Genomic DNA, 15,587 nt, shown 5'->3' on the forward strand with positions numbered 1-15,587 from the left:
CAGGATTCAGATTTCAGGCCGACCCCGGCCTAAAATCATCCTGTTCTAACGACAAGTTCTGATGTCAATCATAGATGCACTTGATGTAATCGCCCGAACCTTGCGCGCGTCTCTCGATGACGCCGGCGAGCCGGCGAAGGCCTCGTCCGGGCTTGCCGGCATTGCGGTCGATCGGGTTTGGCAGCGAAACGGCAAGCAGCGATGCCTGGCGCCGCGTCAGCTTCGAGGCCGGCACCTTGAAATGATGCTGGGCCGCCGCCTCGATGCCGTAGATGCCGGGACCCCATTCGGCAATATTGAGATAGATTTCCATCAGTCGCCGTTTCGACAGGACGAAATCCGTGGTCACCGCGAGCGGAAGTTCCAGCGCCTTGCGCACGAAGGAGCGGCTGTTCCAGAGGAAGAGGTTCTTCGCCGTCTGCATCGGGATGGTACTGCCGCCGCGTGTCGCCTGACCCTTCAGCGTATCCTCGACCAGCATGCGCATTTCCGCCCAGTCGACGCCGCCGTGAAAGCAATATTGCCCGTCCTCTGACATCATCACCGACTGCACCACAACCGGGGCGATGTCATCAAGCGACACCCATTGCCTGTCGTAACCACGCAGCAGCACGAGATCGCGCAGCATCAGCGTCGAGACGGGGTGAATGAAGGGCAGCAGATAGAAAAAGATCAGTGCATAGGGAAGGATCAGCATGATCAGCACGGCAAGAACAATGCGTTTCAACACACGCCGGTCTTCGAACCATCGCCGACGAGCCGGCATGTCGACGCTGTCCTCTCTCTCTGGCGCTATATCCAATGTCCCCAGTCCGATTTCGCTCCTGTGGTTCTCATAACGCCTGTGCAGAGCTTATGCCAGAGTGGGTGGCGAATCTTGCTGCCGCCATCGACAATTCCGTTGCAAGCCCGTGGGCGCTCATGCCAAACAGCGCCCATGGACGCGAACCGGGACACTTTCGAGACGAGGCTGAAGAACAACGCCCACGAGATCGAGGCGCTGCTCGACCTATTGCTTTCGCCGAGCACCCTTTCCGATGAAATCGCCAGGCCCGAGACGCTGCGCGATGCCATGCATTATGCCGTGCTGAACGGCGGCAAGCGGCTGCGCCCGTTTCTCGTCGTCGAAAGTGCAGCCCTTCTCGGCGGCGATCCAGAGGCAGCGCTTCGTGTCGGCGCCGCACTCGAATGCGTCCACTGCTATTCCCTCGTGCATGACGACCTGCCGGCCATGGACGATGACGACCTGCGCCGCGGCAAACCGACGGTACACATAAAGTTCGACGAGGCGACGGCGATCCTCGCAGGCGACAGCCTGCTGACCTACGCCTTCGACATCATCGCCGCGCCGGAAACCACCCTTCCCGATACCAGCAAGGCTTCGCTGGTGCTGGCCCTTGCCCGCGCAGCCGGTCTCGGCGGCATGGCCGGCGGCCAGGCGCTCGACCTCGCGGCAGAAAAGCAGGCCCCCGACGAGGCCGGCATCATCCGCCTGCAGGCGATGAAAACAGGCGCGCTGATCCGCTTCGCCTGTGAAGCCGGCGCCGTCATCTCGGCAAGCCCGCCGGAAGATCGCCGCCGCCTGCGCGCCTTCGGCGAAAAGATCGGTCTTGCCTTCCAGCTGGCCGATGACATTCTCGACCTGACCTCGGACACCGCGACCATGGGCAAGGCAACCGGCAAGGATGCGGCCCGCGGCAAGGGAACGCTTGTGGCCCTTCGCGGCATGGAATGGGCCGAAGCCCAGCTCCGTGAGCATGTCCGCGATGCCGAGGCGCTGCTTGCCCCCTACGGCCCTCGCGCCTCGATCCTCACCGCTGCGGCGCATTTCATCGCCGACCGGAAGAACTAGAGCCTTTCCTGGTCAGGCGGCTAATATCTCCTCGAGGGCGGAAATCAGACGCGCACACTCCTCATCCGTGCCGATGCTGATGCGCAGGAAGTCCGAGATACGCGGCTTGGCGAAATGCCGGACGAGAATGCCGCGCTCCCGCAGGGCGGCTTGAAGCGCTGCCCCGGAACGGCTTTCGTGCCTTGCGAAAACGAAATTCGCCTGCGACGGCAACACCTGGAAATCCAACGTTTCGAGTTTGGAGACGAGGCTTTCCCGGCTGGCGATGATTTTCCTCCGGCATGTCTCGAACCAAGCCTCGTCCTTGATCGCCGCCGTCGCGGCAAGCTGCGCCAGACGATCGAGCGGATAGGAATTGAAACTGTCCTTGACCCGCTCCAGCGCCTCGATCAGCGGCCGCTGGCCCAGCGCGAAACCGATGCGCAGACCTGCAAGCGAACGGGATTTCGACAGGGTCTGAATGACCAGCAGATTGGGATGCGTGGATATCAGCGGGATGGCGCTTTCACCGCCGAAATCGATATAGGCCTCGTCTATGACGACGACTGCATCCGGATGAGCGGCAAGAAGTGCCTTGATGCCGGCAAGCGGCAGGCCGATCCCGGTCGGCGCATTCGGATTGGGGATGATGATTGCGCCGCATGGCCTGTCGTAATCCGCCAGCCGGACCTGGAACCTGTCGTCAACCGGCACCTCGATCGCCCCGACGCCGTATAGCAGGCTATAGGTCGAATAGAAGGCATAGGTCACATCGGGATAGAGAAGCGGCTTCTCATGGTTCAGCAGCGCTTGGAATGTATGCGCCAGAACCTCGTCGGAACCGTTGCCGACGAATACTTCTTCCGCCGTCAGGCCGAAACGGGCCGCGATCGTCTCGCGCAATTCCGTGGCAGAGGGATCTGGATAGAGCCGCAGACGATCGTCCGCCGCTTCCCTGATCGCCTCAAGCGCCTTCGGAGACGGCCCGTAAGGGCTTTCGTTGGTATTGAGCTTGACCATGTTCGCGATACGGGGCTGCTCGCCCGCGACATAGGGCTGAAGCTTGCTGACGATTGGCGACCAATACTGGTTCATCCGAACTTGCGGGCGCTCATTCCGCCGCCGTCCGCTGGCCGAAACGTTTCTCGATATAGTCGACAACCAGCGCCTCGAAGTCGGCGGCGATATTAGGACCGCGCAGCGTCAGCGCCTTCCGCCCGTCGATGAAAACAGGCGCCGCCGGCGTCTCGCCGGTGCCGGGAAGCGAAATGCCGATATCGGCATGTTTGCTTTCGCCCGGCCCGTTGACGATGCAGCCCATGACGGCGACGTTCAGCGCCTCGACTCCGGGATATTTCTCGCGCCAGACCGGCATGTTCTTGCGGATGTCGTTCTGGATGTTCTGGGCAAGCTCCTGGAATACCGTCGATGTCGTGCGTCCACAGCCCGGACAGGCCGCAACGACGGGTATGAACTGGCGGAAGCCCATGACCTGCAGGATTTCCTGCGCCACCTGGACTTCGCGCGTGCGGTCGCCGTTCGGCTCGGGCGTCAGCGACACGCGGATCGTATCGCCGATGCCGTGCTGCAGCACGAAGCCCATCGCCGCCGACGAGGCGACGATGCCCTTGGTGCCCATGCCGGCTTCGGTCAGGCCGAGATGCAGCGCATGATTGGAGCGTTCGGCGAGCATGGAATTGACGGCGATCAGGTCCTGCACCTGACTGACCTTGGCCGACAGGATGATGCGGTTGCGCGGCAGGCCGATCTCTTCGGCAAGGGCTGCAGAAAGCAGCGCCGACTGCACGATCGCCTCGCGTGTCACCTGCCGGGCCGAAAGCGGCGATCCGGCTTCGGCATTCTGGTCCATCAGCGCCGTCAGCAGATCCTGGTCGAGCGAACCCCAATTGACGCCGATGCGCACCGGCTTGTCATAGCGGATCGCCATCTCGATGATCTCGGCGAACTGCTTGTCCTTCTTGTCCTTGAAGCCGACATTGCCGGGGTTGATGCGGTATTTCGCCAGCGCCGCGGCACAATCAGGATGATCGGCGAGCAGCTTGTGGCCGATATAATGAAAGTCGCCGATCAAAGGGACGTCCAGGCCGAGGCGCAGCAGCCGCTCGCGGATCCTCGGCACGGCGGCCGCACTCTCGTCGCGGTCGACGGTGATGCGCACCAGTTCCGAGCCCGCCCGGAACAGAGCGGCGACCTGCGCGACGGTCGAATCGACATCGGCCGTATCGGTGTTCGTCATGGATTGCACGACAACCGGCGCCCCGCCGCCAACGATAACACCGCCGACATCGACGGCAACGGAAGCGCGGCGCGGTTTCGGATCAAAATCGGCGGCTGACAACATGAAGAGTTCTTGCACCCCTAAAGCATGTCGCGCAAAAGTGTGCAGCGGTTTTGCGATAACGACATGCGAAAAATAAAAACCTAAAGCGCGAGGAGCAAATCTGAAAGATTGCGACGCGCTTTAGAAACAGTGCTTTTCAGGTGGATCAAGGCCGGCTGCTTGTCAACCGCCCCTGATATCACTTTTGTTGGGAGGCGGCTCAGTGACCGCCTCCGGAGGTCCCATCGGCATAGTGGGCTAGCTTGGAGAGCAGGAGAACGACGAGCAGCAGCACCGGCAGCGCCATGAAAACGACGGCAAAGCCGATATGCTCGGCGACGAAGCCGATCAACGATGGCGCAACCAGCATGCCGGAATAGCCCATGGTCGTGACCACCGAGATGGCGATGCCGGGCTTGAGGCCGGGTATGTTGCCCGCCGCCGAGAAGGCGATCGGCACCATGTTGGAAATGCCGATACCGCAAAAAGCAAAGCCCAGTATGGCAAGCTCGGCATTGGGCGCCAGGCCTGCAAGCAGCATGCCGACAATGGCAAACAGCGTGCATATGCGCAGCGTCTTGACGCCGCCCAGACGGTCGCGTACCAGGTCGCCGGCAAAGCGCATAATTGCCATGGTCGCCGAAAAGGCTGCGAAACCAAGGCCGGAAAGTGCCACGGATGCATCCATTTCCTGCCGGAGATAGAGCGCGCCCCAGTCCAGAACCGCGCCTTCCGGCACCATGCTGAACAGCGCCATCAGTCCGAGCAGCCACGGCAGCGGCACCATCGGCAACTTCGTCTTTTCCTTCTTGGTGTCGGGATGCGGCGGATCCGCAAGGATCATCGGCCAGGCGACGGCAACGAAGATTGCCGCCAGCACCGTCGCCAGTTGCGCATGGCCGAGCACGCCGAGTTTGGAGATCACGATGCCGCCGAGACCGGAGCCGATCAGTCCACCAAGGCTCCAGAAAGCGTGGCAGGACGACATGATGGCGCGGCGCATGGATTTCTCGACCGATACCGCATTAGCATTCATCGCCACATCCATTGCGCCGATGAAGCCACCGAACAGGAAGAGCGAGATTGCCCCGGTGAGCACATTTGGCGCGAGCGTCAATGCCAGCAGCAACGGCAGCACGCAGACAGCCAGTACCTGAACGACGATACGCGAGCCGTGTTTGGCGATCTGCGCACCGGCGATCGGCATCATGACCAGCGAGCCGACGCCGAAGACGAGGATCATCAGCCCAAGCTCGAACTTGGTCAGCGCCAGACGCTCAGCAAAATCCGGGATCTTCGGTGCCCAGCAGCCGACGACAAAACCGTTCATGAGAAAGAGCAGGGAAACCGCCGCTCTGCTTCTGGTAATGAAGCCGCTCCGGGCTCCCGGCGCACTTACATGACTATCCATTTCCGTCTTTCCTCATTGCCGGGCTTGCTTGGCCCGGTTTCCCTAAACTCTATGACGTCGCCTCAGTTCGTTTTCTCGGCGAGAACAGTCCTGCATCCGCGCTCGCGGTAACGGGCGAGAGTGGCCGGATCGGCATCGTGCTCGACGACCAGGCATTCGCAATGCGCAACCGGCAGGATGCTATGGGGGGCAGCGGTGCCGAATTTCTCCGAGGTTGCAGCCACCAACACCCTTTTGCTCCTGGATGTCGCAAACCGCTTGAACTCCGCATCCTCGAAGCCGAACACCGTGATGCCGGCCTCGACATCGACGCCGCAGGCGCCGAGAATGCAGAGATCGGGCGAAATCTGCTCCATGTCCCGCAAGGCCTTGGCGCCGAGCGCACCGCCCGTCTGCCGGTCCACCATTCCGCCGATCAGGATGACGTTGACGGCAGGCTTGTCGATCAGCGCCGCGGCAATCGCCGGCGCATTCGTCGCAGCCGTCAGTGCGAGTTCGGCCGGCAATGCGTTGGCAATCGCCAGATTGGTGCTGCCGGCATCGAAGAACACGGTCGAGCCGGCGGCAATCTGCTTTGCTGCAGCGCGCGCCAGCGCCTGTTTCCGGTCAGCGGCAAAGCCGATGCGCTGCGTCAGGCTTCCGTGCGCCGGCGAGACCGGCAATGCACCGCCATAGACCCGCTCGCAGAGCCCTGCCGCTGCCATCTCGCGCAGGTCCCGCCGCACCGTATCCTCGGAGACGCCGAATTCGAGCGCAAGCTCCGTCGCCAGCACGCGGCCATTCAGCCGCAGCCTCTCGGAAATCACGCCTTGGCGCTCTCTCAACAGAAAATCCTGCATGTTTCTACCGGGTCCGTAGCTTACAAATCAAAAACGTGCATAAACGCTTACGATCATGCAGGCAATATGCACGGTCACACGTTTTCTGACGTTTGGAAATAAAGCTCCACGACCGGAAGGAATAAGCCCTATTGACCGCTCCGAGAGGCGGGAATATCGATTAGTCATTCCCGATTCCCGCCGGCATATCCGCCACCTGGTGCGTTCTCCCCGTGAAAAACTCCGTCAGCCTGGGCATCCTGCTCACGACCGTCGCCTATATGGCGTTCACCTTCCATGACGCGATCATCAAGATCCTGGCTTCAAGCATTCCTGTCTGGCAGATCCTGTTTTTCCGCAGTCTCACCATCCTCGTCGGTTGTCTCGCCTATGGTCGCGGCAAGCTCGTCCGCCAGACGATGACGTCGCCGATCATCAAGCCGATGATCGCCCGCAGTATCCTTCTGCTCTGCGCCTGGCTTTCCTATTATTCCGCCGCAAGCCGCCTGCAGCTTGCCGAAGTGACCACGCTTTATTACGCCGCACCTGTCGTCGGCACCGTGCTGGCTTGGTTCATCCTGAAGGAGAAGGTCACACCGGCGCGTTGGTTGGCCGTCGGCGTCGGTTTCGTCGGCGTCCTCATCGCCTGCAATCCCGTCGGCCTCACCATCTCCTGGCCGGTCTATCTGGCGCTGCAGGCGGCCGTGCTCTGGGCCTCTGCCATGGTGCTGCTGCGCAAGACCTCGCTGCACGAGAAGACCATTATCCAGCTCACCGTTTCCAACGTCTTTTTTCTTGCGATGACCGGCGTTGCCGTGATCTGGACATGGCAGACGCCGGATATGACGCAGCTCGCGCTCCTCATTGCCACCGGCATCGTTGCCGGCTGCGCGCAGTTCGCCCTTTTCGAAGGGATGCGTCAGGCGCCCGTCTCCGTGCTTGCGCCATTCGAATATACATCTCTCGTCTGGGCCTTCCTCTTGGGCTATCTGATCTGGGCCGACATCCCCGCGCACAATGTGGTTGTCGGCGCGGCGATGATCCTCGGCGCGGGATTGATCATCGTCGTCAGCGAAAAACTGCGCCGCCGCATCACCGCCTGATGCCTGTTTCTGCAGGATTCATGGTTCGAGCGGCCGTTTGAGAAAAATATTTGCAGTTGCTGCTTTTATTCGCAGTTTTCTACGCTTCCGGTGCCGTAATTTTCTGCCAACTATCGCCATCCGAAACACCTCCCAAGGATGGATGAAACAATGAACTGGTTGAAAACCGTCGCCGCCGCTGCCCTCATTCAGGCTGCGGCCCTTCTGCCCGCCCATGCCGGTGAAAACCTCGCCGCCATCAAAACGGCCGGCGTCTTCAAGATCGGCACCGAAGGCACCTATGCGCCCTTCACCTATCATGACGAAAGCGGCAAGCTCGTCGGCTTCGACGTCGAGATCGGCGAAGCGATCGCCGCCAAGCTCGGCGTCAAGGCCGAGTTCGTCGAAGGCAAGTGGGACGGCCTCATCGCCGGTCTCGATGCAAAACGCTACGACACCGTCATCAACCAGGTCGGCATCACTGAAACCCGCAAGCAGAAATACGATTTCTCCGAACCCTATATCGCCTCCAAGGCCGTGCTGATCGCTCGCGACGGCGACGACAGCATCAAGTCCTTCGCCGACCTGAAGGGCAAGAAAGCCGCCCAGTCGCTGACCAGCAACTTCGGCAAACTCGCGACCGAAGCCGGTGCCGAACTCGTCGGTACCGACGGTTTCGATCAGTCGATCCAGCTGGTGCTGACCAAGCGCGCCGACGCCACGATCAACGACAGCCTCTCCTTCCTTGATTTCAAGAAGCACAAGCCGGACGCGCCGGTGAAGATCGTCGCCGAGCAGGAAAATGCCGATTACTCCGGCGTCATCATCCGCAAGAACGAGCCGGAGCTTCTCGCTGAAATCAACAAGGCGCTTGCCGACATCAAGGCCGATGGCACCTATAAGAAGATCGCCGACAAATATTTCGGCCAGGACGTTTCCAAGTAAGTTCAACTGAAGAAAAGTCCCCTCCCCACAAGGGGGGAGGGGATTAGCCGGCGGACCGCTCATCTCCAAATAATCGTTTCGGCCTGCCGCTCGGTCGCTATTTCGTGTGAGGCGGCACCTAGATAAGTCCCTCCCCCTTGTGGGAAGGGGTTGGGGAGGGGTATTTCGGGTATCACGACCCAACCGACGAGAGGGAATTCCCTTGGCGCACTGGCTCCAACTGATGGCGGAATCGCTGCCCTCGCTCCTGTGGGCGGGGCTGATCTTCACCATTCCACTGACCCTGCTATCCTTCGTCTTCGGCCTGGCCCTCGGGCTCGCCACCGCAATCGCCCGGCTTTTCGGGCCGATGCCGCTTTCGGCCATCGCGCGCTTCTATGTCTGGGTCATCCGCGGCACGCCGCTGCTCGTGCAGCTCTTCGTCATCTTCTACGGCCTGCCGAGCCTCGGCATCCTGCTCGATGCCTTTCCGGCCGCTCTCATCGGCTTCACGCTGAATATCGGCGCCTATAGCTCCGAGATCATCCGCGCGGTCATTTCCTCAGTACCGAAGGGCCAGTGGGAAGCCGCCTATTCGATCGGCATGAGCTGGCGCCAGGCGATGAGCCGCACCATCCTGCCGCAGGCCGCCCGCGTCGCCGTGCCGCCTTTGTCGAACACCTTCATCTCGCTGGTCAAGGACACCTCGCTTGCCGCCGCCATCACCGTGCCGGAGCTCTTCCAGGCGGCGCAGCGCATCGTCGCCACCACCTATGAGCCGCTGATCCTCTATATCGAGGCGGCGCTGATCTATCTCGTCCTGAGCTCTGTCCTCTCGCAGCTGCAAGCGCGGCTGGAACGCCGCTTCGCGCGTTACGGCGGCATGCTGGAGGCAAATGCATGATCGAGCTTTCCAACATCGAAAAGCGCTTCGGCGACGCCGTCATCCTCAAGGATATCAGCATCCGCATCCCCGAAGGCAGCGTCACCGCGCTGGTCGGGCCTTCGGGTGGCGGCAAGAGCACGCTGCTGCGCTGCATCAACCTGCTCGAAATTCCGACCGCCGGCTCCATCCGCCTCGGAGAGGAAACGCTGGCCTTTGCGCCGGGAAAACGAACGAGCTGGTCGGCGATCCAGAAGATCCGCCGCCAGACCGGCATGGTCTTCCAGAATTTCCAGCTCTTCCCGCATCAAACCGCGATCGAGAATGTCATGGAAGGCCTGGTAACCGTGCTGAGATGGCCGAGGGAAAAGGCCCGCGAGCGTGCGATGGAATTACTGACCAAGGTCGGCATGACCCACAAGGCCGACGCCTGGCCTTCAACACTATCGGGCGGCCAGCAGCAGCGCGTCGCAATCGCCCGCGCACTGGCGCCGTCGCCGCGCGTGCTTCTGTGTGACGAGCCGACATCCGCCCTCGATCCCGAGCTTTCGGCCGAAGTGGTCGATGTGCTGGGCCAACTTGCCAGCGAAGGCACGACGATGGTGATGGCGACCCACGATCTCCGGCTCGCCTCGAAGATCGCCAATGACGTGGTTTTCCTGGAAGCCGGGAGCGTCGTGGAAACGGGCAGCGCCAGAACAATCTTCAGTGCGCCGGAGCGCGAACGCACCAAACGTTTCATCTCGACGATCAACGCCGCCCATACTTACGATATCTGAGCCAATGCCGGGATGCGAACATCCCGGCATTGCTGGAACTCCAATCAGGAGGCCGTGACGACCGAGCGCGCCGCCTTGAGCGCATTGCCCCACCAGGTGAGCTGGTCGAGCTGGTTCTTCGCCGCTTCGTTGAGATGCGCGTAATCGCTGAGGCTCTTGCCTTCCTTGAGGACGCCGAGATATTCGCCAAGCGCGATATGCACGCCCGTTTTCACCGAAGCCGCACCCATTTCCACGAAGATCAGGCGAAGATGCTCGACCGCACGTGCGCCGCCGACGCCGCCGTAACCGACGAAACCGACCGGCTTGTGGATGAACTCGCCGAGGTCGATGGCGTTCTTCAGAACCGCCGTCGGAGCGTGATTGTACTCGGCAGCGGTGAAAATGAAGCCGTCGAATTCACGCAGCTTCTTTTTCCAGCGCTCTGCCGTTTCGCTTTCAGCGGTCGTGGCACGCTGCTCACCGAAAAAATGCATGGGGTAGTCGAGCAGGTCGAGAACCTGGACCTCGATGTCCTGGCGCTCGGCGGCGATAGCGGCAATCCACTTGGCCGGATGCTCGGCAAAACGGCCAATGCGCGTGCTCCCGACGATGACGGCAATCTTCAATTTGCTCATGGAGATGATTTCCTGATGGGTCTTGGGGGGCGGGTGGTAAGAGTGCAAGTCTATGAGAAAGCCTCCGCGCCGGGCAAGGCGCGAAGGCTGCGGACATTCGAAAAATCAGCTTTTTGACAGGTCGATCGTACACAATCGAGTGAATGGAGCCGGCTCGCAAAGTCGGCCGTTGGGCGTCTTTGCGAGGATGGCAGCCATTCAACCTGCGTAGACGACGAGCAGGTCCTTGGCGTCGATCTGGTCGCCGGCCCGCACCAGCACCTCGGAAATGGTGCCGTCCTTTTCCGCGTGCAGCGCCGTTTCCATCTTCATCGCCTCGATCGAGACGAGCACGTCGCCGGCATTAACGGCCTGGCCGGGTGAGACAAAGACACGGCTGATGACACCCGGCATCGGCGCGCCGACATGAACGGCATTGCCCGGCTCCGCCTTGCGACGGACGGCGGCACCCGTCGCCCCATGGGCCCGGTCCGGCACCTTGATGCGGCGCGGCTGGCCGTTGAGCTCGAAGAAGATGGTCACCATGCCCTGGCTGTCGGTGGCGCTCATCGCCTGATTGACGATGACGAGCGTCTTGCCGCGCTCGATATCGGCAAACAGTTCCTCGCCGTCCTTGAGACCGTAGAAATAGGCGGGCGTCGGCAGAACCGAGACCGGGCCGTAGGTATCGGAGGCGAGCGCGAAGTCGGTGAAGACCTTCGGATACATCAGGTAGGAAGCGAATTCGAAGTCGCTGATCTCGCGCTCGAGCTTCGTCTCGATGACTTTACGCTCCGCATCGAGATCGGCCTCCTTGAGCAGCGAGCCGGGACGCACGGTATAGGGCTTGTCGCCCTTCAGCGCCTTCTTCTGCAGCGCTTCGGGCCATCCTGATGGCGGCTGGCCGAGATCGCCCTTCAGCATCGAGACCACCGATTCCGGGAAGGAGACTTCCTTGTCAGGGCTGACGACGTCGGCAACCGTCAGGTCCTGGGACACCATCATCAGCGCCATGTCGCCGACGACCTTGGAAGACGGCGTCACCTTGACGATATCGCCGAACATCTGATTGGCGTCAGCATAGGCCTGCGCCACCTGATGCCAGCGGGTCTCGAGGCCGAGCGAGCGGGCCTGTTCCTTGAGGTTGGTGAACTGGCCGCCTGGCATTTCGTGCAGATAGACTTCGGATGCCGGACCCTTCAGATCGCTTTCGAAGGCGGCATACTGGTTACGCGCCGCTTCCCAATAGAAGGAGATGCGGCGGATCCATTCCGGATCGAGGCCCGGATCACGCTCTGTACCGCGCAACGCCTCGACGATCGAACCGAGACAGGGCTGCGAGGTATTGCCGGAAAGCGCATCCATGGCTGCATCGACGGCATCGACGCCGGCATCGACAGCGGCAAGAACGGTTGCGGCTGCAATACCCGATGTATCATGCGTGTGGAAATGGATCGGCAGGCTGGTCGCCTCGCGCAACGCCTTGAACAGAACCTTCGCAGCCGCAGGCTTGAGGAGGCCTGCCATATCCTTGAGCGCGATGATATGTGCGCCGGCCTTCTCGAGCTCAACCGCAAGGTCGGTATAGTATTTCAGATCGTATTTCGGACGGGCCGAGTTCAGGATATCGCCGGTATAGCAGATCGCCGCCTCGCAGAGCTTGTTCTCCTCGGCAATGGCATCCATCGAGACGCGCATGTTCTCGACCCAGTTCAGGCAATCGAACACGCGGAAGAGATCGATACCGCCCCTGGCCGCCTGGCGGACGAAATATTTGACGACATTGTCGGGATAATTGGTGTAGCCGACGCCGTTGGCGCCGCGCAGCAGCATCTGCAGCAGAAGGTTCGGCGCGCCCTCGCGGATCAGCGCCAGGCGCTCCCACGGGTCCTCGGTCAGAAAGCGCATGGAGACGTCGAAGGTCGCGCCGCCCCAGCATTCGAGCGACAAAAGGCCTGGCAGCGCATGCGCATAGGTGCCGGCAATGCGGGCGATATCGTAGGTGCGCATGCGGGTGGCGAGCAGTGACTGATGGCCATCGCGCATCGTCGTGTCGGTCAAAAGCACACGCTTTTCATTGCGCATCCATTCGCCGAATTTCTTCGGGCCGAGCGTGTCGAGCAGCTGCTTCGTACCGTCCTTGACCGTATTGCCATTGGCGTAGGGAACCACCGGCTCGGCCGCATTTTCCAGCGGCCTCGGCCTGTCCTTGGCTTCAGGGTGGCCATTGACGGTGACGTCGGCGAGATAGGTCAGGAGCTTCGTCGCGCGATCCTGGCGCTTCACCTGCTGGAAGAGTTCCGGCGTCGTGTCGATGAAGCGTGTCGTGTAGCTGTTATCCCGGAACTTCGGATGGCCGATGATCGCTTCGAGGAAGGTCAGGTTGGTGGCCACGCCGCGAATACGGAATTCGCGCAACGCCCGGTCCATGCGGGCGATCGCTTCGGACGGATTGGGCGCCCATGCCGTGACCTTGACGAGAAGCGGATCATAAAAGCGGGTGATGATGGCGCCCGAATAGGAGGTGCCGCCATCGAGGCGGATGCCGAAACCGGACGCTGAGCGATAGGCGGTGATGCGGCCGTAATCCGGAATGAAATTATGCTCCGGATCTTCCGTGGTGATGCGGCACTGCAGCGCATGGCCATTGAGGCGGATATCCTCCTGGCGCGGCACGCCCGATTCCGCCGTGCCGATCGCAAAGCCGTCGAGGATGTGGATCTGCGCCTTGACGATGTCGATGCCGGTGACGACTTCGGTCACCGTATGCTCGACCTGGATGCGCGGATTGACTTCGATGAAATAGAATTTCCCGGTATCGGCATCCATCAGATATTCGACGGTACCGGCGCCGATATAATTTGTCGCGGCTGCGATCTTCAACGAATAGGCGGCGAGTTCCTGGCGCTGCGCCTCCGAGAGATAGGGCGCCGGCGCGCGCTCGACGACCTTCTGGTTGCGGCGCTGGATCGAGCAGTCACGCTCGAAGAGATGCACGACATTGCCGTGCGTATCGCCGAGAACCTGGCTTTCGACATGGCGGGCGCGCTCGACGAGCTTTTCCAGATACACCTCGTCCTTGCCGAAGGCCGCCATCGCCTCGCGTTTGGCTTCCGTCACCTCGCGGGCAAGATCCTTTGGATCGCGGATCGCGCGCATGCCGCGCCCGCCGCCGCCCCAGGAAGCCTTCAGCATCACGGGGTAGCCGATTTCTTCCGCCATCTTCGCCACTTCGGCCATGTCCTCCGGCAGAGGCCCGGTGGCCGGCACCACAGGCACGCCGACCGAGATCGCCAGGTTGCGCGCCGCGACCTTGTTGCCGAGCTGGCGCATCGTATCGGCCTTCGGGCCGATGAAGATGATGCCGGCCTTGTTGCAGGCATCGACGAATTCGGGGCTTTCCGACAACAGGCCGTAGCCAGGATGGATGGCATCGGCGCCGGAGAGTTTCGCGACGCGGATCACCTCCTCGATCGACAGATAACTCTCGATCGGACCCATGTCCTTGGAAAGATGCGGGCCGCGACCGACCTGGTAGCTCTCGTCCGCCTTGAAGCGGTGTAGCGCCAGCTTGTCCTCTTCCGCCCAGATCGCCACGGTTTTTATTCCAAGCTCGTTGGCCGCGCGGAACACGCGAATGGCAATTTCGGAGCGATTGGCAACGAGAATCTTGGAAATGGGCAAAACGGTCTCCTCAGACGTTCAGGCGCGGGCAATGCTGCACCCGCGAAGAAAATTCTTAACTTCTTGTTACAGAAAGTTCAATTTCTCTTGCGACTGCGAAATGCAATTTCTCGCCATGCTGGAGCAACTCCAGGAAAAGTGCGAATCGGTTTTCCGTCTGGAGTTGCGTAAAAATGAAAACCAGATCGATTCCGCTTCGATGAGAAGCGGAATCGCTCTAACTTATCAGGCCGTGGCGGAAGGCAAGCGCCACCGCCTGCTGCCTGTTTTTCGCCTTCAGTTTGTCCTGCAGACCGTTCATATACCAATCGACCGTGTGGTTTGAGATCTTCAGCATCTTGCTGATCTCCATCGAGGTCATGCCTTCGGCGAGATAATGCAGGATTTCCATCTCGCGCCGCGTCAGCGGCGTGTCGGCCGGCAGGACGGTTTCCAGCGCCTGCGTCTCGCCTTTCAGATCGAGCAACCGCCAGAAGGCCTTGCGCGCCACCGCCTCCAACAATGCGATCTCCACCGGCGACAACTCGATCGGCTTGCCGGCGAGACTGAGGCTGGCGAGAGTGCCGTTGCGTCCGTGGATCGGAAAGATGTAGCCGTCCTCCAGTCCATGGCCGAAGGCATCGACCATCATCTGCTCCATACGGCGCTGATGCGCATCCTTGTGGAAGGCCGCCATCGCCTCCCGCCAGCGGAAAGGCCGCTGCGCGTGGGCGAGATAGCGCAGCATCGGATCGATCAGAGCATATTTTTTCGCGGCATATATCTGCGGCCATTGTTGCGGCCAGCGGCCGGCAAGCGCCGCAGCCCAGGGCTCTGGATTCTGCTGTACCGGATTCTGCGGCAAATGGCGCAGCAGGCCGTAATATTCGAAACCGCAACCGTGGAGGATCTGCTCCAGCTCGGTGACGACGGCTTTAGGATTTGAGCATTCTTCCAGAATTACAAGTAATTGAATTAACGAATTAATATTCACAAAAATGCCCCTTGCCCGGACCTGATGCCTGCATGAGGCCGTCGGCGGCTGGTCAAACTGGTCGCGAAACGGTCTTCTTCAATAAATGCAGTCTGTAATTTAATGCTGTGCTAAACATTTAATAAAATGCAAGCGCAAATTGTTGCGAGATATGGCCAGACGGCAATTTCGGCGTCATGGCCACGCGTCGCATCCTGCCATAATACGATCGCGGCAATCATCACATCGATCGAACCCTGAATACTCCGTTAATCGCCCGTTCAGG

13 protein-coding genes are annotated in these 15,587 nt (G+C 60.9%); 5 read left to right on the top strand and 8 right to left on the bottom strand.

Annotated elements, in window-relative coordinates:
* Nucleotides 1-64: 64 nt before the first annotated feature.
* Entirely contained in the window at nucleotides 65-802 is a 738-nt protein-coding gene (gene mtgA, locus ELH03_RS21050; protein ID WP_128400666.1) for a monofunctional biosynthetic peptidoglycan transglycosylase, read from the bottom strand.
* Nucleotides 803-937: 135 nt separating this feature from the next.
* Between mtgA and ELH03_RS21055 the strand changes: the two genes are divergently transcribed.
* Nucleotides 938-1,852 (top strand): polyprenyl synthetase family protein, encoded by a 915-nt coding sequence (locus tag ELH03_RS21055; protein WP_128400665.1) that lies wholly within the window; start codon nucleotides 938-940, stop codon nucleotides 1,850-1,852.
* Between the two features lie 12 nt (nucleotides 1,853-1,864).
* Here ELH03_RS21055 and hisC read toward each other — a convergent pair whose 3' ends face one another.
* The 4 genes from hisC to ELH03_RS21075 form a co-directional block, all read right to left on the bottom strand.
* Entirely contained in the window at nucleotides 1,865-2,926 is a 1,062-nt protein-coding gene (gene hisC / locus ELH03_RS21060; RefSeq protein WP_128400664.1) for a histidinol-phosphate transaminase, read from the bottom strand.
* A gap of 16 nt (nucleotides 2,927-2,942) precedes the next feature.
* Nucleotides 2,943-4,193, bottom strand: coding sequence for a flavodoxin-dependent (E)-4-hydroxy-3-methylbut-2-enyl-diphosphate synthase (gene ispG, locus ELH03_RS21065; RefSeq protein WP_128400663.1), 1,251 nt, complete (start codon nucleotides 4,191-4,193; stop codon nucleotides 2,943-2,945).
* 199 nt (nucleotides 4,194-4,392) lie between these two features.
* A complete protein-coding gene (locus tag ELH03_RS21070) occupies nucleotides 4,393-5,583 on the bottom strand; it encodes an MFS transporter (RefSeq protein WP_128400662.1) in 1,191 nt (396 codons plus the stop codon).
* Between the two features lie 62 nt (nucleotides 5,584-5,645).
* Complete coding sequence (locus ELH03_RS21075) at nucleotides 5,646-6,422, bottom strand: DeoR/GlpR family DNA-binding transcription regulator (RefSeq protein WP_128400661.1); 777 nt, start codon at nucleotides 6,420-6,422, stop codon at nucleotides 5,646-5,648.
* Nucleotides 6,423-6,634: 212 nt separating this feature from the next.
* Between ELH03_RS21075 and ELH03_RS21080 the strand changes: the two genes are divergently transcribed.
* The 4 genes from ELH03_RS21080 to ELH03_RS21095 all read left to right on the top strand — a co-directional run bounded on the left by ELH03_RS21080 (nucleotide 6,635) and on the right by ELH03_RS21095 (nucleotide 10,069).
* On the top strand, nucleotides 6,635-7,504 hold the full coding sequence (locus ELH03_RS21080; RefSeq protein ID WP_128400660.1) for a DMT family transporter: 870 nt from the start codon (nucleotides 6,635-6,637) through the stop codon (nucleotides 7,502-7,504).
* A 150-nt stretch (nucleotides 7,505-7,654) separates the two neighbouring features.
* On the top strand, nucleotides 7,655-8,428 hold the full coding sequence (locus ELH03_RS21085; RefSeq protein WP_027682415.1) for an amino acid ABC transporter substrate-binding protein: 774 nt from the start codon (nucleotides 7,655-7,657) through the stop codon (nucleotides 8,426-8,428).
* Between the two features lie 202 nt (nucleotides 8,429-8,630).
* Complete coding sequence (locus tag ELH03_RS21090; protein WP_128400659.1) at nucleotides 8,631-9,311, top strand: amino acid ABC transporter permease; 681 nt, start codon at nucleotides 8,631-8,633, stop codon at nucleotides 9,309-9,311.
* Nucleotides 9,308-10,069 (top strand): amino acid ABC transporter ATP-binding protein, encoded by a 762-nt coding sequence (locus ELH03_RS21095; protein WP_128400658.1) that lies wholly within the window; start codon nucleotides 9,308-9,310, stop codon nucleotides 10,067-10,069. Before ELH03_RS21090 ends, ELH03_RS21095 begins: the two co-directional genes overlap by 4 nt.
* 44 nt (nucleotides 10,070-10,113) lie before the next feature.
* On the opposite strand, the gene ELH03_RS21100 is transcribed toward ELH03_RS21095, so the two are convergent.
* The 3 genes from ELH03_RS21100 to ELH03_RS21110 all read right to left on the bottom strand — a co-directional run bounded on the left by ELH03_RS21100 (nucleotide 10,114) and on the right by ELH03_RS21110 (nucleotide 15,322).
* Nucleotides 10,114-10,686: an NADPH-dependent FMN reductase gene (locus ELH03_RS21100; protein ID WP_128400657.1), complete on the bottom strand. Its 573-nt coding sequence runs from the start codon at nucleotides 10,684-10,686 to the stop codon at nucleotides 10,114-10,116.
* A gap of 198 nt (nucleotides 10,687-10,884) precedes the next feature.
* The gene (pyc, locus tag ELH03_RS21105) at nucleotides 10,885-14,349 is read right to left on the bottom strand and encodes a pyruvate carboxylase (protein WP_128400656.1); all 3,465 of its coding nucleotides are present in this window, start codon (nucleotides 14,347-14,349) and stop codon (nucleotides 10,885-10,887) included.
* Between the two features lie 217 nt (nucleotides 14,350-14,566).
* Entirely contained in the window at nucleotides 14,567-15,322 is a 756-nt protein-coding gene (locus tag ELH03_RS21110; RefSeq protein ID WP_128400655.1) for a helix-turn-helix transcriptional regulator, read from the bottom strand.
* Nucleotides 15,323-15,587: the final 265 nt, after the last annotated feature.

Source organism: Rhizobium beringeri, assembly GCF_004306515.1.
GTDB classification, from domain to species: Bacteria; Pseudomonadota; Alphaproteobacteria; order Rhizobiales; family Rhizobiaceae; genus Rhizobium; species Rhizobium beringeri.